The sequence below is a fragment of the Actinoallomurus oryzae genome (genome assembly GCF_039541955.1).
Lineage (GTDB): Bacteria > Actinomycetota > Actinomycetes > Streptosporangiales > Streptosporangiaceae > Actinoallomurus > Actinoallomurus oryzae.
Map to the genome: position 1 here is coordinate 49,380 of NZ_BAABHF010000039.1, position 21,950 is coordinate 71,329.

Below are 21,950 nucleotides of genomic sequence, written 5' to 3' on the forward strand. Positions count from 1 at the left end.
CCCTCGACGCGTGACACGAGGAAGCCGCTCAGACGTGACACCTTCTAACTAAAGTGGCGATCCGGTCAAGTCATCATTCTTGGGGCGCCTGTTTCAGCAGAGCGTCGAGCAGGTCCAGCGCGCCGGCCTTGTCCAGGGGTTCGTTGCCGTTGCCGCATTTGGGCGACTGGATGCACGACGGGCACCCGTGGTCGCACTCGCACGCGGCGATGACCTCGCGAGTCGACCGTAGCCACGCCGCCGCCCGCACGTAGCCGCGTTCGGCGAAGCCCGCGCCGCCCTCGTGGCCGTCGTACACGAACACCGTCATCCGCGACGTGTCCGGGTGCAGCGCCGTCGACACCCCGCCGATGTCCCAGCGGTCGCACGTCGCGAACAGCGGCAGCAGCCCGATGGAGGCGTGTTCGGCCGCGTGCGCCGAGCCGCCAACATCGGCGTCGCCCAGGAAAGACGTGTCCGGCAGCGTCCACCACACGGCCCGCGTACGAAGCGTGCGCGGTGGCAGGGAGAGCGGGCGTTCGCCGAGCACCTGGCCGCTCGCGAGCCGCCTCATCTGGTACGACACGACCTGCTGCGTCACCTCGACCGTGCCGAAGCACAGCGTCGCCTCGCCCCACGACGTCGAGCGCAGAGTCTCGAGGATGGAGATGTCCGTGACGTCGCGCGCGGTCGTCGTGTAGTCGGGGTCGGCGGCCTCGACCAGGGCGACGGAGTCGGAGAGATCGAGCGTCCGTACGACGTACGTCTCGCCCTGGTGCAGGTAGACCGCGCCCTCGTGGACCATCGTGTGCGCGGACGGTTCGTCGACCGTGCCCAGGAGCCGTCCGGTCGACGCCTCGACCACCTGGACCGGCGGGCCGCCCGCGCCGCGGATGTCGGCCAGGTCGCTGGCGCGCTCCCGCTTCGTCCAGAACCAGCCCGCCGGACGGTGCCGCAGCATGCCCCGGCGTACGAGGTCGGGCAGCACGTCGGTGGCCGACGGGCCGAACATCGGCAGGTCGGCGTCGGTGAGCGGCAGTTCGGCGGCGGCGGCGCACAGGTGCGGAGCCAGGACGTACGGATTGTCGGGGTCGAGGACCGTCGCCTCCACCGGCGTACCGAAGATCGCCGACGGGTGGTGCACGAGGTAGGTGTCGAGCGGGTCGTCGCGTGCGATGAGCACGGCGAGGGCGTCCTGGCCGGCGCGGCCGGCCCGGCCCGCCTGCTGCCACAGTGACGCGCGCGTGCCCGGCCAGCCGCACACGATCACCGAGTCGAGCCCGGACACGTCGACCCCGAGTTCGAGGGCGTTCGTCGAGGCCAGACCCACCAGCGACCGCGAGCGCAGGGCCTTCTCCAGAGCGCGGCGCTCTTCGGGCAGGAACCCCGCGCGATACGCCGCGACCTGCGACGGCAGCGACGGTGAGATCTCGGCCAGCGCCCGTTTCGCGCCCAGCGCGACCGACTCGGCGCCGCGCCGCGAGCGTACGAAGGCCAGGGTCTGCACGTCCTCCACCACGAGGTCGGCGAGTAGGTCGGCGGCCTCGGCGGTCGCCGTACGGCGTACGGGCGCGTCGTGCTCGCCGCGCAGCTCGGTCAGCGGGGGTTCCCACAGCGCGAAGGACGTCGCGCCGCGCGGCGAGGCGTCGTCGCACACCTCCTCGACCGGGACGCCCGTCAGCCGGGACGCCGCCGCTCCGGGCGAGGACGCGGTCGCCGAGGCGAGGATGAACACGGGAGTCGTGCCGTACCGCGCGCAGACCCGGCGCAGCCGCCGCAGCACCTGCGCGACGTGGGACCCGAAGACGCCGCGGTAGCCGTGGGCCTCGTCGACGATGACATAGCGGAGACGGCGCAGGTACGGGGCCCACCGGGCGTGTCCCGGCAAGACGGTGCGATGCAGCATGTCCGGGTTGGTCAGCACGTAGTTCGCGTACTGCCGGACCCACGTGCGGTCCTCGGGCGGCGTGTCGCCGTCGAAGGTCGACGCGCGCAGCTGGGCGAGCTTGAGCCCGCGCAGCGCGCGGAGCTGGTCGGCGGCCAGCGCCTTGGTCGGCGAGAGGTAGAGGACGGAACCGCCGTCGAACACCGCGTCGAGGGCGGGCAGCAGGTACGCCAGCGACTTGCCCGACGCCGTACCGGTCGCGACGATCACGGACGAACCCGAGTGCGCGATCTCGGCGGCGCGCGCCTGGTGCTCCCAGGGACGCTCGATGCCCGCGTGGCGCAGGCGGTCGAGGAGCAGCCGAGGTGCCCACGAGGGCCACTCGGCGTGTCGTCCCTCACGTGCCGGGACGTTCTCGACGTGGGTGATGCGCTCGCGGTTGCGCGGATCGTTCAGGAGCCGACGCAGGACGTCACCCGTCGGCCGGGAGGGCGGCGTCCGCTCGCCGCCGGACTGCGAAGTGTCTATGGCCTGCGTCACTCCTTCTCATCGGAGCGGTTCGGCGTGTGGAGGTTTCCAGTCTGGCATCCTGGGCACAACGCTTTGAACCGCCGTCCGTGGTGCCCCCCAGGGCTCACATGAGACCCGCGGCACGTGGGGGAAGTCGCCCTGTGTGCCGATTTCGTGTAGACACGGTGGCGGAGCGTGGTTGAATCACGGCGGGGTCCCGTGCCCCGACTTTTATACGCGGTACGGCGCAGGAGGATCTGTGGACCTGAAGGTTAGCGACTACACCACTGACGATGACCTCACCGTCATCAACGTGGAGGGAGAGATCGACGTCTACACCGCGCCGAAGCTCCGCGAGAAGCTCATCGACCTGGTGAACAAGGGGAAGTACCACCTCCTCGTCGACATGGAGAAGGTGGAGTTCCTCGACTCGACCGGTCTGGGCGTCCTCGTCGGTGGCCTCAAGCGAGTGCGGGCGCACGACGGCTCCCTCGAGCTCGTCTGCACGCAGGAGCGCATCCTCAAGATCTTCAGGATCACCGGCCTGACCAAGGTCTTCGGCATCTTCGACTCCGTCGACGACGCGCGAGAGAATCGCAAGAAGCAGAAGTAGGCCGGGGATGGCGCCCGAGATAGCCCCCAGGACAGCGACCGTCGAGCTCACGTTCAGCCCCCTGCCGGTGCACGTACGCACCGCGCGGCTCATCGCCACTGCCGTCGCCCGACGGGGTGGGGTGGAGGAGGCCCTGCTCGACGAGGTACGCCTGGCGGTGGGCGAGGCCTGCTCGCGTGCGGTGGAGGCGCACCAGCAGCAGTGCCCCGCCGAGCCCGTGCGGGTGGAGTTGCGGGACGGGGCTGACCGTTTCGAGGTCGTGGTGACCGATCGCGTGCCCAACGACGACCCGGCCGCCGGGGGGACCCCCGAGGTCTCGCCCGACCTGGCCGAGCTCAACGGCAACCTCAACCTGGGATTCGCCGTGATCGCCGGGCTCGCCGATGATGTGAACATCTCCTCGACGCCGTCGGGGGTCGAGATAACGATGAGCTGGCCGGCCAAGAAGGACTGAGCCGACGCCGAAGAGCCTAGAGCCCCTCCGGGCCGCGTACCGCCGCGGCCCGGAGGGGCTCTTCGTGTCCGGACGACCACCCCCCGTAAAAAGGGGTTTTTGGTCGTGTGTATAATGTCCGTTTAAGTAGCCAGATCCGATCTCATTGGGTAAGGCGCATGGTCTACAGCGAATTGACTAATTTGCAAGGCGTGCGCCATTGACCTGGAAAGACGCCTTTACCTAACACCTGCAGATTAAGGTCAGGTGTAGGTGACGTCACATCTCTATCCCGATATCGTTAAGCAATCGAGCAGGCTTCTAATTCCGGCTACGCATGCGTAGACTCCCGGCACCATTGCCAGCTTGACGCGTGGTAATGGCCGGTCAGCCCTCGTAGGCGGCCGGATCTAACGCCCTGTCGAGGAGGATGCATGTCTGGGCTTCACGTGCCCGCCCAGGCCAGTGCAGAACTGAATCTCGGCGGCAGCGACCTGACGCTTGTGGTCGTTGTCGGTGTGATCGCTCTGTTGGCGCTGGCCGTCGCCGGCGTCCTGGTCCGCGAGGTACTCGCGGCGGGCCAGGGCACCGAGAAGATGCAAGAGATCGCCGGAGCGGTGCAGGAGGGCGCACTCGCGTACCTCAAGCGCCAGTTCCGTACGGTCGGCATCTTCGTGATCCTGATCCCCTTTCTGTTGCTCCTGTTGCCGGAGCACAAATGGGGAGTGAGGATCGGTAGATCGGTCTTCTTCGTCATCGGTGCGCTGTTCTCCGGCACTACGGGATTCACCGGCATGTGGCTGGCGGTGCGCGGCAACGTCCGCGTGGCCGCCGCGGCACGTGAGAGCGGTGAGAAGATCGCCATGCGGATCGCGTTCCGCACGGGCGGTGTCGCCGGCATGTTCACCGTCGGCCTCGGCCTGCTCGGCGCGGCCGTCGTCGTGCTCATCTACAAGGGCGACGCCCCCGCCGTGCTCGAAGGCTTCGGCTTCGGCGCCGCGCTGCTCGCGATGTTCATGCGTGTCGGTGGCGGTATCTTCACCAAGGCCGCCGACGTGGGCGCCGACCTGGTCGGCAAGGTCGAGCAGGGCATTCCCGAGGACGACCCGCGCAACGCCGCCACCATCGCCGACAACGTCGGCGACAACGTGGGTGACTGCGCCGGCATGGCGGCCGACCTGTTCGAGTCCTACGCCGTCACGCTGGTGGCGAGCCTCATCCTCGGCCGGGTCGCCTTCGGCACCGAGGGTCTGGTCTTCCCGCTGATCGTGCCGATGATCGGCGTGATCACCGCGGTGATCGGCATCTTCGCGGTCGCGCCGCGTGCCAAGGACCGTTCCGGCATGAGCGCGATCAACCGGGGCTTCTTCATCTCCGCGATCATCTCCGCGATCGTCGTGGCGGTGGCGACGTTCCTCTACCTGCCGGACTCCTTCGCCAAGCTGCACGGCTCGCAGGTCGCCGGCGACTCGCACCTGGCCGACGTCGACCCGCGGTGGGTGGCGCTCGGGGCGGTGCTCGTCGGCATCGTTCTCGCCAGCGCGATCCAGCTGCTCACCGGCTACTTCACCGAGACCAACCGGCGCCCGGTCAAGGACGTCACCAACTCGGCCCGTACGGGCCCGGCGACGGTCATCCTGTCCGGCATCTCGCTCGGTCTCGAGTCGGCGGTCTACACGGCGCTGGTCATCGCCGCCGCCGTGTACGGCGCGTTCCTGCTCGGCTTCAGCAACACCACGCTCGCGCTGTTCGCCGTCGCACTCGCCGGCACCGGCCTGCTGACCACGGTCGGCGTGATCGTGTCCATGGACACCTTCGGTCCGGTCTCCGACAACGCGCAGGGCATCGCCGAGATGTCCGGCGATGTGGAGGGCGAGGCCGCGAGCGTCCTGGAGAGCCTCGACGCCGTCGGCAACACGACCAAGGCGATCACCAAGGGCATCGCGATCGCGACGGCCGTGCTGGCTGCGACCGCGCTGTTCGGCTCGTTCCGTACGACGATCGAGTCCGAGCTCGCGAAGGTCAACAACCCCGCCCATCCGATCAAGGATGTGCAGAACGCACTGGGTCCGGTCTTCCGCAATTTCACCCTGAGCGTCGACAACCCGAACGTGCTGATCGGGCTGATCATCGGTGCCGCAGTGGTGTTCCTGTTCTCCGGTCTGGCGATCATGGCGGTCGGCCGCGCGGCCGGACGCGTCGTGATGGAGGTGCGGAACCAGTTCCGCACCAAGCCCGGGATCATGGACTACTCGGAAAAGCCGGACTACGGCCGGGTGGTCGCCATCTGCACCGCGGACGCCCAGCGTGAGCTGGCCACGCCGGGTCTGCTGGCGATCATGACGCCGATCGCGGTCGGCTTCGCGCTCGGATACGCGCCGCTGGGCGCCTACCTGGCCGGTGCGATCGCGGCGGGCGCCCTGATGGCGGTGTTCCTGTCCAACTCCGGTGGCGCGTGGGACAACGCCAAGAAGCTCGTCGAAGAGGGCAACCTCGGCGGCAAGGGCTCTGAGGCGCACTCGGCGACGGTCATCGGCGACACGGTCGGCGACCCGTTCAAGGACACCGCGGGCCCGGCGATCAACCCGCTGATCAAGGTCATGAACCTGGTCGCTCTGCTGATCGCTCAGGCGGTCGTGACGTACGCGGCGAACGACGCGCTGAGGATCATCGTCACGGTGATCGCCGTCGCGGTGATCGTCGGTGCGATCGTGATCTCCAAGCGGCGCGCGTCCTCGATCGAGGACGAGGGCGAGCCGGCCGAGGTGACCGGCGCGCCGGACGCCGAGGGCGACTCGGCCGAGGCGGACGAGGAGACGGCTTCGGCCAAGGCCTCCTGACGCACGAACGAGCGGAGAGGGCCGGGTGGCGACACCCGGCCCTTTCGCCGTCCTAGAGCCGGTACGGCGGCGAGCCCCGGACCCGAGTGGGGGGTGGACGGGGCGCTGCGCGGGCAGGGCAGACTGGGGGGATGCAGAACTCCCAGCCGTCCGGGGCAAAGGGCTTCGCCTTGCTCATCGGCGTCATGATCGCGATCGTGCTTGTGATCATGGTGGTCGCCGTCCTCCTCTCGCCGCGCTGATGCCCACACTCATCGTGCTGCGGCACGCCAAGGCGGCGTCTCCGCTGGGCACCCCCGACATCGAACGCCCGCTCGCCGGCCGCGGGCGGACCGACGCCGCGCGGGCCGGCGAGGAGCTGCGGGCCGCGAGCCGGCTACCCGAGCGGGTCATCTGCTCCACCGCCCTGCGCACCCGGCAGACGCTCGACGGGCTCGCGCTCGACGCGCCCGTCGACTTCGAGGCCCGGGTGTACGACAACGACGCCGAGGAGATCCTCGGCCTGCTGCGCGAGCAGCCCGACGACCTGGGCACGCTTCTGCTGGTCGGGCACAACCCCTCGATGCACCAGCTCGTCTTCGGGCTGACCGGCGGGGCGGGCGATCACTTTCCGACCGCGGCGACGGCGGTCATCGAGTTCGACGGCGCCTGGGCGGACCTGTGGCCGGGCAGCGGCCGGCTCGTCTCGTTCTGGACTCCCGGCGGCTGATCTCCCGGCGTCGCCTTCCTGGCCGGTCAGGCGCCGATCTCATACCGGTACCAGTGCCGCGGGTCGCCGTCCTCGTACAGCCACAGCGTCCCGTCTCGGCCGACCTTGCCGCGCGCCCAGGCGTTCGGCTGCCGGCCGCCCGGCAGCACCAGGTGCTCGCGACCCGTCTCGACGACGGCTCCACCTTCCCGGCGGGCCCGGCGGATCTCCCAGCGGAACCCGCCGTCGGCCCGGTGCTGGTCGAGGAAGGCGAGTTCGGAATCGGAGACGGCCAGGCCGGTGCATCTGGTGACGGGGTTCGGCGTGACGGTCCGGACGCTGTTCGTGTCGAGCTCGACCAGCGGGAAATCCGTGTAGGGGCAGGCGTGGACCAGCTCCCGGCCAACGTTCAGCGCGTAGCAGTCACACCAGCCGACACCCGGGGTGTCGTCGGCCACCATCCAGGGCGGCCCGCCGTCGCGGCTCCAGCGGGCCAGACCGATCATGAAATCGTACGAGCGCGTGCCGTCCGGGTTGGGCCTCCAGTAGCTCGACTCATCGAAGTAGCCGACCCAGATGTTCCCCTGACGATCCGTCATGAGTTGTCCGATGGCGTCACCGGCGTAGAAGGAGGCCTTGGCCCGCCCTTCGCCGTCGATCACCCGGATGTTGGCGGTGAGGCGCAGTTCATCCTCAGGGACCGGATCCCCGTAGCGCTCGACCGGGATGTTCTGTCGCTCGCAACGGCCGGCGGCCAGCATGCTCACAAAAGCCCTGGCCCCGGACTCTCCGCGTCCGGCGAGCCTCGGTGGCCGGGAAGGAGCCGGACAGGCCATGAAGCTCTCTCTTCGCCGTCAGCGTCCTTAACGATCAAGGCGGGGACGACTTTCTGTCACCATGCGCGTCCGCTGAGTCGTGGGACGCGTCAGCACGGACGGAGAGATCGTGAAGAGATTCGCCATATTCCTCGCACTGCCAGCATTCCTCGCGCTGTTCGCCGCCGTACCCGCGGCCCCGACGTCGGCGGAGGCCCGCGAGGTCCCTGCCGCCGGGCAGTACATCGTGACCGTCCGGCCGGGCGGTGTGCGCCGGGCGATCACCGGTGTGCCACGGCAAGCGATCACCCACGTCTACACCCACGTCCTGGACGGGTTCTCCGCCCGCCTCGACGCGTCCCAGGTGGAGCAGCTGCGCCACGATCCCGCCGTCGTCAGCGTGGCGCCGGTCGTCGTCATGCACACCCAGGACACCCAGGTCCGCGCGCCGTGGGGGCTGGACCGGATCGACGCCGTCTCCGGGCTCGACCAGCGGTACACCTACCGCCACACCGGCAAGGGCGTCACCGCGTACGTCATCGACACGGGCATCGACCCCTCCAGCGCCGACTTCCGCGGTCGCGCGGCGGTCGGCTACGACGCGACCGGCGGCGACGGCCGGGACTGCAACGGGCACGGCACCCACGTCGCGGGCACGATCGGCGGCTCGACCTACGGCGTCGCCAAGGCCGTCGCGCTCCGGGCCGTACGGGTCCTCGACTGCCGGGGCGCGGGAACGGACGCCGACGTGGTCGCCGGCATGGACTGGGTGGCCCAGCACGCGCAGCGGCCCGCCGTGGCCAACATGTCCCTCGGCGGGGGCAAGTCGGCGGCGGTCGACGCCGCCGCCAAGCGGCTCACCGCCTCGGGCGTGTTCCTCGCGGTCGCCGCGGGCAACTTCGCCGGGGACGCCTGCGCCTACTCACCGTCCGGCGCGTCCGGCGTGCTCGCCGTCGCGGCCTCCGACCGGACCGACGCCTCCGCCGTCTTCACCAACCACGGCCGGTGCGTGGGGCTCTACGCGCCCGGCGTCCAGATCACCTCGGACTGGCTGGCCGGCGCCGTCAACACGGTCAGCGGTACGTCGATGGCGGCCCCGCACGTCACCGGGGTGGCCGCGCTGTACGAGGAGACCGCGGGCAACGTCCCGGCGGCGAAGGTCACCACCTGGCTCACCGCCCACGCCGTACGGAACGCGGTCGGTGGCGTGCCCGACGGCACGCCCAACCTCCTGCTCAACACGGGTGGTCTGTAGGCCCTCAACCGACGCCGGGGCTCCACGAGACCCCGGCGTCATGTTGTAGTAGACGGTGACATAACGGACGTACGGAGGTGGGCGGGTGGTCATGCGCGCAGCGTTCGCATGGCTGCGTGACACGTACTCCGAGTCGGAGGGGCAGCCGGCGCCGGTCTACGGCGCCGTCACCGCGGTCGGCATCATCGTGCCGCTCCTGGTCGGCCTGCTGACCGGGCATGCCGGGCCGAGTGTGCTGGCCGCCCTGGGCGCGTTCTACGTCGCCCTCGCCGCGCCCGGCGGTCCGTACGGCGCCCGCGCCCGCGCGCTGTTCGTCGCGGTCGCGGTCGTCACCGTCTTCACCTGGCTCGGCGGCCTGGTCAACGGCCATCCCTGGCTCGCCGTGGCGGTCGTGCCCGTGGTGGCGACGCTCGCCTCGATGCTGCCGTGGATGGGCGCTACCGCCACGCTGTGCACCGTGCTCGCGGTGATCCGGCCGGCGAGCAGCCCGGTGATCTTCGATGGCTTCCTGGAGATGGCCGGCGGCCTGTTCATGTCGGCGCTGCTGCTCGCGCCGTGGATCACGCATCGGCTCCGCCCGCTGCGGATGTCGCTGGCCGAGGCGGCGGACGCGGTGGCCTCCGCGCTGGACGTCCTGCCCGACCCCGGGCCGGACGACGAGTGGATCCGCCGCCGCGCCAAGGCGTACGAGGCGGTCCGGCAGGCACGCGTCACCTACGGGCTCTACCGTACGGGCGGGCGCGACGACCAGGAGCGTCCGCGGCGGCTGATCGAGACGTTCCGGCGCACGATGGACGAGGGGGTCGCGCTGCGCGCCACGCTCGGGGCGCTCCGCGCGGAGCCGCCGCCCGAGCACTGGGAGCAGGAACTGCGCGTCGCGATCTCCTCCGTCGCCGCGCGGCTGCGGCTGCTCGCCGGGGCGATCGAGGTCCGCGGAGAGCGTCCCCTCGGCGGCAACGGCGGCGTCGCGCTGGAGCGGTTCGGCGAGGCGACCGAGGAGGTGCGGCAGGACTGGCTCGCCGAGCACAGCGACCTGATCTCCACGGCGCTCCTGCTGCGGGTGCGGCAGACCGTCGTCCGCATGGCCGGAGCCGTGGACCGGTCGCGGCAGATCGTCGAGCGGGGGCTGTCGTTCGGCTTCGAGGTCCCGCACCTGCTCGAGCGGCCCGCGGGCGGCTGGACGCGGCTGAAGCAGGACATAATCACGCGGTCGCCGGGTTTCCGGCACGCCGTACGCGTCGGCGTCGCGGTCGCGGCGGCCATGGCGCTCGGCACCGGGCTCAAGCTGACGTACGGCCACTGGCTGACGATCACCGTCCTGCTCAGCCTGCGCGACTCCTACGGCGACACCGTGAAACGGGTGGTCAAGCGGGTCGGCGGCACGGCCATCGGCGCGATCATCGCCGCCCTGGCACTGGCGCTCGCACCGGGCGAGACGACGCTCGTCGCCCTGATCTTCATCGGTGCGATCTTCGGCTTCACGTTCCGGTCGGTGAACCACGCCTACTGGATGACGTTCGGCACGCCGATGGTCCTGTTGCTGGTCGACTTCTCCAACGCGCTGTACTGGTCGGCGGCGGGGTGGCGGATCGGCCTCACCTTCGCCGGTGGCCTGATCGCGCTGGCCGCAGCCCGCGCCCTGTGGCCGACCGGCCGGCTCCGCCTGATCCCCGGAGAGCTCGCCGACCTGCTGCGCTCCCACGCCCGGCTCGTACGCGCGGTGGCGGCGCGCTTCGGCGGCGACATCGACGCCCCGATCCGCCGCCGGACCGAGGACGCCGTGGCGGCCGAGACCGAGCTGGAGGACACCTCGAACCGGCTCGGCCGCGAACCCACGCCGCCGGAGGACCTCCTCGGGCGGGTCCGCGAGGCGACGGCGGCGGCACGGAGAGTCCGCGACGACCTCAAGACACTGGTCGCCCTCGCGGAGGAGGAGGTGGACGCCGGCCCCGTCGGCACGATCCTCGACCGGGTCGCCGACCACCTCGACGCCCGCGCCGACGCGCTGGTGTCCGACGCCGAACCGCCCGCCGAACTCACCCTGGGCGAGCTGCTGGAAGAGCTCGACGACCATCTGTCCGGCCTGGACCGCCGGCGCCGCGATGAGATGTCCGGCGTCGGCATCGACGCGGTCACCACCCTGCGTCGTCTGTTGGTCCAGGCGGCGGGCGCGCGCCACGCCGTACGCTCACTCGTCGCCGACGCCGGGCGGCTGGGGTCCGCCGACCACCGATCCCCGTCCGAACCCTGAGCGGTCCCGCCGCTCCGGAGACCGGCACCCCGCCAGGCCCGATCGTGAACCTGCCCGGCGCCGTGCTGTAGTGGACGGGACGCCACCTGTCGACGGGGGGAGCACAGGTGTCGTGGCTGCGGAGGGTGTTCGCCGAGTCCGAGGGACGGGCCGCGCCCCTCTACGGCCTGGCGAGCGCGGTCGGTGTCGCGGCGCCCCTGGTGGCCGGCGCACTGACCGGGCACGCCGCGGACAGCGTGCCGACCGGTCTCGGCGCCTTCTACGTCGCCTTCGCCGGGCCGCGCGGACCGTACGGGGCGCGGGCCCGGTCGATGCTGGTGGCGGTCGCCGTCGTGACGGTGTTCACCTGGTTCGGCGGTCTGCTGGCGGGGCATCCGGTGCTCGCGACGCTTCTCGTCCCGATCGTCGCGGCGGCCGGCGCGGCGCTGCCGTGGCCCGGCCCGACGGCGGCGCTGTGCACGCTCGTCGCCGCGGTACGCCCGCCCACCAGCCCGGTGCTGGTCAACGGCGTGCTGGAGGCGGCCGGTGGGCTGTGGGTCTCCGTCCTGCTGCTGGCGCCGTGGGTCATCGACCGGCTGCGCCCGTTGCGCGGCACGCTCGCCGAGGCGGTCCGCGCGGTCGCGGACGCCGGGGAGGCGCCGCCCGAAGAATGGGGCGAACGGCGTAAGTCCGCCTATGACGCGTTGCGCCACGCGCGCTCGACGTGCGCGCTGTACCGCCGTCCCGGCGAGCCTGAGCGGGACCGCCCGGGTCTGTTCGCCGAGGCGCTCAACCGGGTCATGGGCGAGATCGTCGCGTCGCGCTCGCTGCACGCCGCGCTGGGCCGGGAGGCCCCGCCGCCGGACGAGTGGCAGGAGGAGTGGCGCGCCGTGATGGCCGCGCTCGCCCGATGGCTGCGCGGGCTCGCCAGGGCGGTCGAGGCGCGCCGTACGCCTCCGCCCCGCCCGGCCGCGGAGCTGGAAGCCTTCGTACGCGCCTGCGAGCAGGTGCGGTGGGAGCATGTCGAGTCGCGGCACGACATCATCGGGGCCGCGCTCGTGCTGCAGGTCCGCCGGAGCGTCGAGCGGATCGCCGCCGCGATCGAGGACGCCACCGCGATCGCGGCGCGTGGCCTGCAGGCCGGGTTCGACCTGCCGTTCGCCGGCGGGCGGCCGTGGCACGCCCAGCTCACGACCGGCTCGCCCGGCCTCCGCCACGCCTTGCGGGTCGGCGTGGCGATCGTCGTCGCGATGGCTCTCCAGAACGGCCTGCACCTGCCGTTCGGCTACTGGCTGCCGATCACGGTCATGTTCTGCCTGCGCGACTCCTACGGCGGCACCGTCGAGCGGGCCGCCAAACGCGTCGGCGGGGCGACGGTCGGCGGGACGGGCGCGGCCGTGGCCCTGGCGATCGCGCCGGGCCAGACGACTTTGATGATCCTGGTCTTCGCCGGTGCGGCGGCCGGCTTCGCGCTCCAGCCGGTCAACCACGCGTGGTGGATCGCGTTCGCCACTCCGCTGATCATGTTGCTCATCGACTTCACCCGCCCGTTGACCTGGCAGGCGGCCGGATGGCGCATCGGCCTCACCCTGGCCGGGGCGGCACTCGCGCTGGCGGCCGCGCGTGCGCTCTGGCCGACCGGGGCGCTGCGGACGGTGCCCGAGCGCCTGGCCCGCCTCCTCCACGCGCACGCCGACCTGGCCCGTACGGTCGCGGCGCTCTTCGAGGGCCGGCCGGACGCGCCGATCGACGATCGGCTCCGGGAGGCGGCGTCGGCGGCCCGTGAGGTCGAGGAGACGGCGGTACGGCTCGCCCAGGAGCCGGCGCCGCCCGCCGAGCCGCTGCACGGGCTCCGCGAGGCGACGGCGACCGCGCGGCGGCTGCGCGACTATGTCGCCACGCTCGCGGCGCTGATCCAGGAGCGGCCGGTGTACGCGGGCCCGATCCCCGCGATCCTTCGACGGGTGGCCGACCATCTCGACGCGGAGGCCGACGCCGACGCCCTGGATCTCGACGACCTGCTGGGGGCGCTGGACGAGCACCTGTCGCGGCTGTGCCGTCGCCGCCGGGCCGAGATCGCGGGCGGTGCGAGGATCGACGCGGTGACCTCACTGCGCGAGGCGCTGATCGAGGTGGCGGGCGCCCGGCACGCCGTACGGGCCCTGGCCGAGGACGCGCACCGGCTGGCCGAACAGGGCCGGGCACTGATCGTCTGAACGGCTCTCCGCAGCCGTGGCCGGCGTCAGCGGATGATCTCCGCGTCCTCGGCGTCGGCGGCTTCGATCTCCTCCCGTGAGATGCCGAGCAGGAACGCGATGGTGTCCATGTACGGCACGTTGACCGCGGTGTCGGCGGCCTGGCGGACGGCCGGCTTGGCGTTGTAGGCGATGCCGAGCCCGGCAGCCGCGATCATGTCGAGGTCGTTGGCGCCGTCGCCGATGGCCACCGTCTGACTGAGCGGAACGCCGGCCTCGGCCGCGAAGCGTTCGAGCGCGGCGGCCTTGCCCGGCCGGTCGATGATCGGACCGACCAGCCGCCCGGTGAGCCTGCCGTCCTTGATCTCCAGAACGTTCGCGGCGGCGTAGTCGATGCCGAGGTCGGCGGCCAGCGCGTCGGTGATCTGGGTGAAGCCGCCGCTGACGATCGCGAACTTGTAGTCGAGCCGCTTGAGCGTGCGGACGAGCGTGCGGACGCCTGGGGAGAACTCCACGCTGTGCCGCACGGCCTCCAGGACACCCTCGTCGAGGCCTTCGAGCATCGCGACGCGCTCGCGCAGCGAGCCCTCGAAGTCGAGGTCGCCGCGCATCGCGGCCTCGGTGATCGCGGCGACCTGTGCGCCACGGCCCGCGTGTTCGGCGAGCAGCTCGATGACCTCGCCCTGGATCAGGGTCGAGTCGACGTCCATGACGATGAGCCGCTTGGCCCGGCGGGCCAGGCCGCCGCGCTGGACCGCGACGTCCACCTGCAGCTCGGCGGCCTCGGCGGCCAGGGCCGTGCGCAGGCCGTCCGGATCGGCGCCGGAGACGTGCAGCTCGATGCAGGTCACCGGCTGGTCCGCGAGCCGCTCGATGCGGTCGATGTTGGCGCCGTGCGCGGCGATGCGGCCGGCGATGCCCGCGAGCGCGGCGGGCCGCAGCGCCCGGCCGAGGATGGTGACGTGCAGCCGCCCGTGGCGGCGCCGCGCGCCGCGCTCGGAGCCGGTGGCCAGCTCCAGCTCCATGCCGAGGTCGGTGGCGATCTCTTCGGTCGCGGCCAGGACCTTGCCGACGTCGGTGTCGGAGCCGTAGGACACCAGCACCCCGAGCACCAGCCGCCCCCGGATCACGACCTGCTCGACGTCGGCCACCGTCACCGGGAACGCGGAGAGTGTGGTGAACAGGCGCGACGTCACTCCAGGACGGTCGCGACCGGTCAGCGTGATCAGCAATGTGCGCTTCTTGGCATTCATGCTGCTCACCACGCTACTTGCCCACGATCAGGTTTCGCTCCGGCGTCCACCATGCGGACACCCGGAGTTCGCCCCCAGGTCTCCACGATCACGGTGAGGGATCTTCGAGCGCCGCCACGGCGACGTCGGGGTGGGCGGACCGCCAGACGCCCGGGGCGGTGGTGACCACTTTGGCCATGCGCGTGCGCGCGGCCAGAGCCGTGTGGGCCATCCCGAGAGTGGTGTCGCCTTCGGCGGCCAGGTGGATGGTGGCGACCGAAGGGGTGTTCTCACGGGTCAGGTCGTCCGGAACGACCACGCCGAGGTCGAGCAGGAACAGCGCCTGTTCGACCTGTCCGGGTGTCTCGAGCCGGGTCAGGGCCTCGGCCATCGCCGACATCGGGATGATGATCGCCTGAGCGGCCATGTCGAGGGTGTGCACGGCCTCGACCGCGTGCGCCTTGTCGCGCCCGAAGTCGCCGATCGTCGACGGATCGAGGACATAGCCCCCGATCACGCCTCCTCCTCGCCGAGATCGAGCTGCCGCCGGATGTGCGCGCGCAGGCGGGCGTGACCCTCGGGATCGCGCCGCTCATGCGCCGCCGCCAGCGCTCTCAGACGGGTGCGCGCGTCATGCTGGCGGGTCAGCAGCTCCCGCAGCGCCCGCTCGACGACAGAGGAGGTGGACTGCTCTCCGGCCAGCTCCTTGATCTGGGCGGCGATCTCGGAGTCGATGGTGACGGTGATGCGTTCCTTGACGCTCATACTCCGAGCATACCGAGGTATGCGTCAGCGAAGCAGAAGAGTCACGTCGCCGAACTCGTGCCACTTGTACTCCCGGGCCAGCGCCTCCTCATAGACCCGTTCGAGCAGCTCGTCTCCTGCGATCGCGGTCAGCATCCGCAGGTGGGACGAGCGCGGCTCGTGCAGGCCGGTGAGCAGGCCGTCCACCGCGCGTACGCCCACCTCCGGCGTGACGACGTGGGAGGTCCATCCGCGCGACGGCCGGACGAACCCGTCGTCGGACACCGCGGTCTCCAGGGCCCGTACGACGGTCGTGCCGACGGCGATCACCCGGCCGCCCTCCCAGCGCACGTGGTCGACCAGCCGGGCCGTCGCGGCGGGCACGTCATAGCGCTCGGGGTACGGCGGCTCGTCCTTCTCCGGCGACGCGACGCCCGTGTGCAGCGTGATCGGCGCGAGGTGCACGCCGCGCGCGACGAGTCGCGTCACCAACTCGTACGTGAACGGCCGTCCCGCGCTCGGCATCTCGGCGCTGCCGCCCTCCAGATCGCTCTCCGGAGTCCCGAACACCGTCTGGTACGCCGACAGCGGCCAGTCGTGACCCACGTAGCCGTACCGGATCGGCACGCCGTGGCGGCGAAGGTACGGGACGACGTCGGTGTCGAGCCGGGCGCGCCACAGCCGCGGCGTCTGCCGTTCGAGCAGCGTGAGCGTCGCGCCGCCGGGAAGCGGGAACCACTCGCCGCACCGGCCACCCGGGTAGGGCACCGTCGCCCCGGCCTCGCGCAGCCGCAGCTCGACCAGCCAGGCGTCCTCGGCGCCGTCGGACCCGGGCGGCAGCGGGCCGGAGAAGTGCAGCGCCAGCCGGTCCAGCCGGACGGCGGCGGGCAGCGTCGCGGAGGTGTTCACGACGAGCAGGTCGCCGGGGCGCAGCAGCTCGGGCAGAGCGGTGAAACGGTGATGGGTCACGCCGTCGGGCGTGCCGGCGAGCAGGCGGACGTCGTCGCGCCGCGCGGGCGGTTCGCTCGCCTCGAGGGCCGGGGGCAGGGTGAACTCACGCATGGGAATCCTCGACTCGATGGGCGGCCAGGGCCGCGACGATGGCGATGACGGCCGTGCAGGCCGCCCCGGTGTTCAGGCCCGCCGCGTTGACGAGCGCGCCAGCGATCCCGACGGCGAGCGACGCGCCGAGCGTGTCGCCGATCTGCAGGGCGGACGAGTTGGTGCCCTGGGCGTCCGGTCCGGACAGCCGGAGCACGAGCACGCTGAGGCCAGGGACGGCGGTGCCGATGCCCACGCCTGCGGCGATCCACGCGGGCAGGGTCAGCCAGCCGGAGACGCGAAAGGACAGCGCGACCCCGGCGATGCCCACGGCGTGCAGAGCGGCGCCGGCGACGACGAACCGCACGGGCGAGGTGCCGGGGAACCGGCCCTGCCACCACGACCCCGCCGACCAGCCGATCGCTCCCGCGGTGAGGACGAGCCCGGCCGTCGTGGGGTGGAAACCGAACCGGGTGGTCAGCGCCAGCGGGGTGAACGCCTCGGTGCCGCTCATCGCGCCGAGCAGCAGGCCCCGCATCGCGATCACCGTCGGCAGCCCGCGGCGCAGGCGCGCGAGGCCGCGCGGCATCAACGCACGCACGCCGTACCCAACGCCCGCAAGCCCGCCCAGAACGGCGACAAGCGCGAGGACCGAGCGGTGGTCCAGCCCCCAGAGCAGCAGCGCAGCCCCAGCCGAGAGCCCGAGAGCCGCGAGCATCCGCCCGCGCGGCATGGAGCTCCTGGCCTGGTGAGGGGCGCCTTCACCCGGCCCAGGCCCGGTGAGGGGCGCCCTCACCTGGTCCGGGGCTTCCAGCCCCCGAACGGTCCCGACCAACGCGCACACGGCCGGGGCTACCAGCGGGACGATTCCCAAGAACACCCAGCGCCAGCCGGCGTGCTGGGCGACCAGTCCGCCGATCGACGGGCCGACGAGCGAGGGCACCACCCACGCCCCGGCCATCGCCGCGAAGATCTTCGCCCGGCTCTGTTCGGGGTAGACGCGCGCCACGACGACGTACAGCGGGACCGAGGCCAGGCCCGACCCGAACCCCTGGACCGCCCGTCCGGCGATGAACCAGGCCATCGTCGGCGCCGAGCCCACGACGAGCAGCCCGGCGACGAAGACGGCGAGGCCGGTGAACAGCGGCCGGGCGGGCCCCCGCGCGTCCGCCCATCCGCCGGCGAAGACGTTGGCCACCAGCCCGGCGATGAACACCGCGCTGAACGCCCAGGCGTACAGCCGCACACCGTGCAGGTCGCGCGCTGCCACGGGCATCGCCGTCCCGACCGCCATCTGCTCGAACGCGAGCAGGCCGACGACCGCGATGATCCCCATCGTGGCCAGCCGGTACGGCCGCGCGAGCGGTGACGGCGGCCGGACCGCGCTCTCCTCGCCCGCGGCCAGCGCCGTCATCGAGCCAGGCCGGAGGCGGTGTAGCGGCCGCTAGGCAGGCGTTCGGCCACCAGCCGGAGCAGCGCGGGCACGGCCACATCCTCCGGGCGCGGCGCCGCCTCGGCGTCCTCTCCGGCCGCCGCGAGCATCCCGGTGCGCATCTCGCCCGGGTCCACCCACCACACCGCCACGCCGGGCTCTTCGGCGGCCAGCACGTTGGACAGCTGCTCCAGCGCGGCCTTGGTCGCGCCGTACCCGCCCCAGCCCTCGTACGGCTCGGTCGCGGCGTCGGAGCTGATGTTGACGATCGCGCCGCGGCGTTCGCGCAGGACCGGCAGGAGTCCCTGGATGAGCGCCAGCGGGCCGATCGTGTTGACCGCGAACGCGCGCGTGAGCTCCTCCAGCGGATAGGCGGCGAGGGCCGGCAGCGGGGTGGCACCCAGCGTGCTCGCGTTGTTGACCAGCAGGTCCAGGCCGTCCGCGGCGTCGATCAGCGCGGCGCGGTGCGCGGGATCGGCGACGTCTCCGGCCACGGTCCGTACCCCGTCCAGCCCGGCGACGGCCTTCTCCAGTTCGGGGCCGCCGCGCGCGTCGAGGACCAGTTCCCAGCCTTCGCGGGCGAGCGCGCCGGCCAGCGCCAGGCCGAGTCCGCGGGACGCCCCGGTGATCAGTGCCTTCATGCTCCACGACGCTAGGAGCGGGCGCCGTGGGGAGACATCGGCCGTCGGGCCGGTCGCGCCCTCGGCGATGAGACCTAGGACGGACGGCCGATCGGATCCGCGCCCGTCCGGCGGGTACCGTCGAGCCGTGGAAGCCGATCGGGACGCCGCGTTGCACGCGGTCAGCGCGGCGGTGCTCGCCGTCACGCGGCACCTGTCCGTGCACGAGGTGTTCCAGGTGATCGTACGGGCCGCCGCGCAGCTCCTCGACGCCCGCTACGCCGCGCTGGGCGTGCCCGATGACGAGGGTTCGTTCGCGGAGTTCGTGGTCGAGGGCATCAGCGACCAGCAGTGGAACGCCATCGGCCCGCTGCCGCGCCAGCACGGCCTGCTCGCCCTGATGCTGCGCGAGGACAAGGTGCAGCGGCTGGCGGACGTGCGCCGGGCCCCGGCGTTCGAGGGCTGGCCGTCGGCGCATCCGGTGCTGCGCGACTTCATCGGCGTGCCGATCCGCGACGGCGACGACACGCTCGGCATCATCTTCCTGGCCAACAAGCGGCAGCCCGGTGGCTTCACCGACGACGACGAAGAACGCCTCATCCTGTTCGCCGCGCACGCGGCGATCGCGCTGACCAACGCACGCCTGTACGAGCGCAACCGCGAGCTGACCGTCGTCGAGGAGCGCGCCCGGCTGGCCCGCGAGCTGCACGACGCGGTCGCGCAGAAGCTGTTCTCGCTCCGGCTGACCGCCGCTGCGGCGCTCGCCGCGCCCGACCCGCGCCCCGAGCTCGAACGCGTCCAGTCGCTCGCCAAGGAGGCGCTCGCGGAGCTGCGCGAGGTGATCTTCGAGCTGCGGCCCGCCGAGCTGGCCGGCGACGGGCTGGCCGAGTCGCTGCGCAAGCACGTCCAGGTCCTCGACCGCGTGTGGGGAGCCGGCCGCGGGCGCCGTACGACCGTGCGGTTCGAGGGCGAGGAGGTCACGCTGCCGCCCGAGACCGAGGCGGTGGTCTTCCGCATCGCCCAGGAGGCGCTGTACAACGCGCTGCGGCACGGCGACCCGTGCACGGTGACCGCCCGCCTCGAACCCGGCCTGCTGGAGATCCGCGACGACGGCGTCGGCTTCGACCCCGCGGAGGCCTCGCGTGACGGCCTGGGGCTGGCGTCCATGCGCGAGCGCGCGGAGTCGGTCGGCGGCGTCCTGAGCATCTCCTCCTCCGGCTCCGGCACCGTCGTACGCCTGGAGGTGCCCGCGTGATCCGCGTACTGATCGCCGACGACCACCCGGTCGTACGCCAGGGCCTGCGGACGTTCCTCGGTGTCCAGGAGGACATCGAGGTCGTCGGGGAGGCCGCCGACGGCGCCGAGGCGGTCGCCCGCGCCGAGGCGCTCGCGCCCGACGTCATCCTGCTCGACCTGAAGATGCCCGGAGTCGACGGGCAGTCCGCGCTCGAGGAGCTGCGCTCGCGCGGCATCCCCTCGCGCGTGCTCGTGCTCACGAGCGTGGCCGAGCGCGCTCGGGTGCTGCCGGTCGTCCGCGCGGGCGCGTCCGGCTACCTGTACAAGGACGTCGACCCGCAGGCGCTCGTCCAGGCGATCCGCGCGGTGCACGACGGCCACGTGCTGTTCGCGCCCGAGGCGGCGGACGCGATGCTCGCCCCCGACCAGGGCGGCAAGGCCGCGGTCGCCCTCACCGAACGCGAGCGTGAGGTGCTGACGCAGATCGCCCGCGGCCGGTCCAACCGCGAGATCGCCCGTGCGCTCGTGGTGTCGGAGAAGACCGTGAAGACGCACGTCTCGAACATCCTGATGAAGCTCGGCCTGCAAGATCGCACCCAGGCGGCGCTGTACGCCGTGCGCCACGGGCTCGCGGAGCGGTGACTCCACAAGAAATCCACTTGTGATCCATGAGGCGTAAGGCGCGCCGGTCGAATATGTTGATGAAGCTCAGCAGTCGGCTGAGTGAACCGCACCGCCGAGGACGACATCGGAAAACATATGAGAGTTGCCATTCGCTACGCCGCGGGATCGGATGTCGGACGCGCCCGCGAGAACAACGAGGACTCGGCGTATGCGGGCCCATGGCTGCTCGCGGTCGCCGACGGCATGGGCGGTCACGTGGGTGGCGAGATCGCGAGCTCCCTCGCGATCCAGGCCCTCTCGGCGATCGACCACGAGGTCCCCCAGGCCAAGCTGGTCGAGGTCGTCGAGCGTGCCGTGCTCGCGGCCAACCAGGCGATCGCCCAGAAAGTCGAGGAAGAGCCCGCGCTCCAGTCCATGGGCACGACATGCACCGCCATGTTGTGGTCGGGTACGCACACGGCTCTCGCCCACATCGGCGACTCGCGGGCCTACATGCTGCGCGAGGGGATCCTCTACCAGATCACCGAGGACCACACGCTGGAGAAGATGCTCACCGGCGAGGACGGCGCGGCGCCCCACCTGGCCAACCGTCTGGTCCGCGTGCTCGACGGCAGACCCGAGCGCAAGCCCGACCTGTCGCTGCGCGAGGCCCTGCCGGGCGACCGCTACCTCCTGTGCTCCGACGGCCTGAGCGGGCCGGTCGACGCGGAGACGATGCACCAGGTGCTGACCGCCGAGTCCGACCCCGCCGCCGCCGTCGGCCGGCTCATCAGCGCGGCCAACCAGGGGGGCGGGCCGGACAACGTCACGGTGATCGTGGTGGACGTCGTCGCCGAGGGCGCGGAGGCCGCGGCCCCGGTCATCGTCGGCGCCGCCGAGGGCTGACACGCCCGCACTTCCGGTGCCGTACGGCCGACATCGTCGCACGGCACCGGATGAGCCCTTCTCCCAACTCGCGCCACCGCCTTCCCGAAGCCCAGTCAGGCGTCAAGGTCTCCAGCCGGTTACGTTCTCGAATCTTGCCTGGTATTTACTTGACCCGGACCCGGCATATTGCGGTATACGGGTCCACAAGCGCATAAGAGCACCATGAGGAGGGCGAAGGTTTGGACGTGGCACGGGGGCAGGTCGCGTCCCGAGCCCGAGGGCGGCCGGCCGACGTACTCGGTCGCGTGTTCGCCGCCTCTGGTGACGGCGCGCTCGGTGTAGTCCTTCGCGCAGGCGGCATGGCCACCGCGGCGGTGGTGGTGTCCGCCCTGCACCGAGTGCACGATCCCGGCACCCTGTGCCCGCTGCGGGCGCTCACCGGAGTTCCGTGCCCCCTCTGTGGCGGCACCACCGTGTTCATCGAGCTGGGTGCGGCGCATCCGGTCAAGGCGCTTCTCGCAAGCCCCGTCGTTCTCCTGGGCGCGATCGGACTGGCTACCGCTCCGCTCGGGTCCGGACGACGATGGTGGGCGCTCGATCCGCGCAGGCGTGCGTGGATCATCGGAGTGACGCTGGGGCTGTCATGGGTCTGGCAGCTCGCCCGTTTCGGGTTTCTGCCTCTTTGAAGTCAGTACTCATCATGGCGACTGC

19 protein-coding genes are annotated in these 21,950 nt (G+C 71.9%); 11 read left to right on the forward strand and 8 right to left on the reverse strand.

Annotated elements, in window-relative coordinates:
- Nucleotides 1-73: 73 nt before the first annotated feature.
- Nucleotides 74-2,404, reverse strand: a complete 2,331-nt coding sequence (locus tag ABEA10_RS31420) for a DEAD/DEAH box helicase (RefSeq protein WP_425550983.1) — start codon at nt 2,402-2,404, stop codon at nt 74-76.
- Nucleotides 2,405-2,633: 229 nt separating this feature from the next.
- On the opposite strand from ABEA10_RS31420, the gene ABEA10_RS31425 reads away from it, so the two are divergent.
- The 4 genes from ABEA10_RS31425 to ABEA10_RS31440 all read left to right on the forward strand — a co-directional run bounded on the left by ABEA10_RS31425 (nt 2,634) and on the right by ABEA10_RS31440 (nt 6,969).
- On the forward strand, nt 2,634-2,987 hold the full coding sequence (locus ABEA10_RS31425) for an STAS domain-containing protein (RefSeq protein ID WP_285584522.1): 354 nt from the start codon (nt 2,634-2,636) through the stop codon (nt 2,985-2,987).
- Between the two features lie 7 nt (nt 2,988-2,994).
- Nucleotides 2,995-3,441, forward strand: coding sequence for an ATP-binding protein (locus ABEA10_RS31430; RefSeq protein WP_345470096.1), 447 nt, complete (start codon nt 2,995-2,997; stop codon nt 3,439-3,441).
- A 413-nt stretch (nt 3,442-3,854) separates the two neighbouring features.
- The gene (locus ABEA10_RS31435) at nt 3,855-6,260 is read left to right on the forward strand and encodes a sodium-translocating pyrophosphatase (protein ID WP_345470098.1); all 2,406 of its coding nucleotides are present in this window, start codon (nt 3,855-3,857) and stop codon (nt 6,258-6,260) included.
- A 241-nt stretch (nt 6,261-6,501) separates the two neighbouring features.
- Nucleotides 6,502-6,969, forward strand: a complete 468-nt coding sequence (locus ABEA10_RS31440) for a SixA phosphatase family protein (protein WP_345470100.1) — start codon at nt 6,502-6,504, stop codon at nt 6,967-6,969.
- Between the two features lie 26 nt (nt 6,970-6,995).
- On the opposite strand, the gene ABEA10_RS31445 is transcribed toward ABEA10_RS31440, so the two are convergent.
- Nucleotides 6,996-7,715, reverse strand: coding sequence for a hypothetical protein (locus ABEA10_RS31445; protein WP_345470102.1), 720 nt, complete (start codon nt 7,713-7,715; stop codon nt 6,996-6,998).
- Nucleotides 7,716-7,893: 178 nt separating this feature from the next.
- Between ABEA10_RS31445 and ABEA10_RS31450 the strand changes: the two genes are divergently transcribed.
- The 3 genes from ABEA10_RS31450 (at nt 7,894) to ABEA10_RS31460 (ending at nt 13,464) form a co-directional block, all read left to right on the forward strand.
- The gene (locus ABEA10_RS31450; protein ID WP_345470104.1) at nt 7,894-9,018 is read left to right on the forward strand and encodes a S8 family peptidase; all 1,125 of its coding nucleotides are present in this window, start codon (nt 7,894-7,896) and stop codon (nt 9,016-9,018) included.
- Nucleotides 9,019-9,109: 91 nt separating this feature from the next.
- On the forward strand, nt 9,110-11,269 hold the full coding sequence (locus ABEA10_RS31455) for an FUSC family protein (protein ID WP_345470105.1): 2,160 nt from the start codon (nt 9,110-9,112) through the stop codon (nt 11,267-11,269).
- Nucleotides 11,270-11,376: 107 nt separating this feature from the next.
- Nucleotides 11,377-13,464, forward strand: coding sequence for an FUSC family protein (locus ABEA10_RS31460; protein ID WP_345470106.1), 2,088 nt, complete (start codon nt 11,377-11,379; stop codon nt 13,462-13,464).
- Nucleotides 13,465-13,490: 26 nt separating this feature from the next.
- On the opposite strand, the gene serB is transcribed toward ABEA10_RS31460, so the two are convergent.
- The 6 genes from serB to ABEA10_RS31490 form a co-directional block, all read right to left on the reverse strand.
- Nucleotides 13,491-14,696, reverse strand: a complete 1,206-nt coding sequence (gene serB / locus ABEA10_RS31465; RefSeq protein WP_345470257.1) for a phosphoserine phosphatase SerB — start codon at nt 14,694-14,696, stop codon at nt 13,491-13,493.
- Between the two features lie 88 nt (nt 14,697-14,784).
- Nucleotides 14,785-15,192, reverse strand: a complete 408-nt coding sequence (locus ABEA10_RS31470) for a hypothetical protein (protein ID WP_329248100.1) — start codon at nt 15,190-15,192, stop codon at nt 14,785-14,787.
- Nucleotides 15,189-15,440 carry a ribbon-helix-helix protein, CopG family gene (locus ABEA10_RS31475; RefSeq protein WP_329248098.1) on the reverse strand — a complete coding sequence of 84 codons (252 nt, stop codon included), beginning with the start codon at nt 15,438-15,440 and terminating at the stop codon, nt 15,189-15,191. The genes ABEA10_RS31470 and ABEA10_RS31475 overlap by 4 nt, the downstream gene beginning before the upstream one ends.
- Before the next feature lie 24 nt (nt 15,441-15,464).
- Nucleotides 15,465-16,481: an S-adenosylmethionine:tRNA ribosyltransferase-isomerase gene (locus ABEA10_RS31480; RefSeq protein ID WP_345470109.1), complete on the reverse strand. Its 1,017-nt coding sequence runs from the start codon at nt 16,479-16,481 to the stop codon at nt 15,465-15,467.
- A complete protein-coding gene (locus ABEA10_RS31485; RefSeq protein ID WP_345470111.1) occupies nt 16,474-17,874 on the reverse strand; it encodes an MFS transporter in 1,401 nt (466 codons plus the stop codon). The genes ABEA10_RS31480 and ABEA10_RS31485 overlap by 8 nt, the downstream gene beginning before the upstream one ends.
- Nucleotides 17,871-18,533 (reverse strand): SDR family NAD(P)-dependent oxidoreductase, encoded by a 663-nt coding sequence (locus ABEA10_RS31490; RefSeq protein ID WP_345470113.1) that lies wholly within the window; start codon nt 18,531-18,533, stop codon nt 17,871-17,873. The genes ABEA10_RS31485 and ABEA10_RS31490 overlap by 4 nt, the downstream gene beginning before the upstream one ends.
- Nucleotides 18,534-18,660: 127 nt before the next feature.
- Here ABEA10_RS31490 and ABEA10_RS31495 point away from each other — a divergent pair, with 127 nt between their 5' ends.
- The 4 genes from ABEA10_RS31495 to ABEA10_RS31510 all read left to right on the forward strand — a co-directional run bounded on the left by ABEA10_RS31495 (nt 18,661) and on the right by ABEA10_RS31510 (nt 21,925).
- A complete protein-coding gene (locus ABEA10_RS31495; protein WP_345470114.1) occupies nt 18,661-19,767 on the forward strand; it encodes a GAF domain-containing sensor histidine kinase in 1,107 nt (368 codons plus the stop codon).
- Complete coding sequence (locus tag ABEA10_RS31500) at nt 19,764-20,390, forward strand: response regulator (RefSeq protein WP_345470116.1); 627 nt, start codon at nt 19,764-19,766, stop codon at nt 20,388-20,390. Before ABEA10_RS31495 ends, ABEA10_RS31500 begins: the two co-directional genes overlap by 4 nt.
- A gap of 117 nt (nt 20,391-20,507) precedes the next feature.
- A complete protein-coding gene (locus tag ABEA10_RS31505) occupies nt 20,508-21,257 on the forward strand; it encodes a PP2C family protein-serine/threonine phosphatase (RefSeq protein WP_329248078.1) in 750 nt (249 codons plus the stop codon).
- Between the two features lie 287 nt (nt 21,258-21,544).
- Nucleotides 21,545-21,925 carry a DUF2752 domain-containing protein gene (locus ABEA10_RS31510; protein WP_345470120.1) on the forward strand — a complete coding sequence of 127 codons (381 nt, stop codon included), beginning with the start codon at nt 21,545-21,547 and terminating at the stop codon, nt 21,923-21,925.
- Nucleotides 21,926-21,950: the final 25 nt, after the last annotated feature.

Coding starts and splice junctions, on each gene's coding strand:
- ABEA10_RS31440 (WP_345470100.1), top strand. CDS start 6,502: ATGCCCACACTCATCGTGCTGCGGCACGCCAAGGCGGCGTCTCCGCTG.
- ABEA10_RS31435 (WP_345470098.1), top strand. CDS start 3,855: ATGTCTGGGCTTCACGTGCCCGCCCAGGCCAGTGCAGAACTGAATCTC.
- serB (WP_345470257.1), bottom strand. CDS start 14,696: ATGAATGCCAAGAAGCGCACATTGCTGATCACGCTGACCGGTCGCGAC.
- ABEA10_RS31490 (WP_345470113.1), bottom strand. CDS start 18,533: ATGAAGGCACTGATCACCGGGGCGTCCCGCGGACTCGGCCTGGCGCTG.
- ABEA10_RS31480 (WP_345470109.1), bottom strand. CDS start 16,481: ATGCGTGAGTTCACCCTGCCCCCGGCCCTCGAGGCGAGCGAACCGCCC.
- ABEA10_RS31505 (WP_329248078.1), top strand. CDS start 20,508: ATGAGAGTTGCCATTCGCTACGCCGCGGGATCGGATGTCGGACGCGCC.
- ABEA10_RS31455 (WP_345470105.1), top strand. CDS start 9,110: ATGCGCGCAGCGTTCGCATGGCTGCGTGACACGTACTCCGAGTCGGAG.
- ABEA10_RS31475 (WP_329248098.1), bottom strand. CDS start 15,440: ATGAGCGTCAAGGAACGCATCACCGTCACCATCGACTCCGAGATCGCC.
- ABEA10_RS31485 (WP_345470111.1), bottom strand. CDS start 17,874: ATGACGGCGCTGGCCGCGGGCGAGGAGAGCGCGGTCCGGCCGCCGTCA.
- ABEA10_RS31430 (WP_345470096.1), top strand. CDS start 2,995: ATGGCGCCCGAGATAGCCCCCAGGACAGCGACCGTCGAGCTCACGTTC.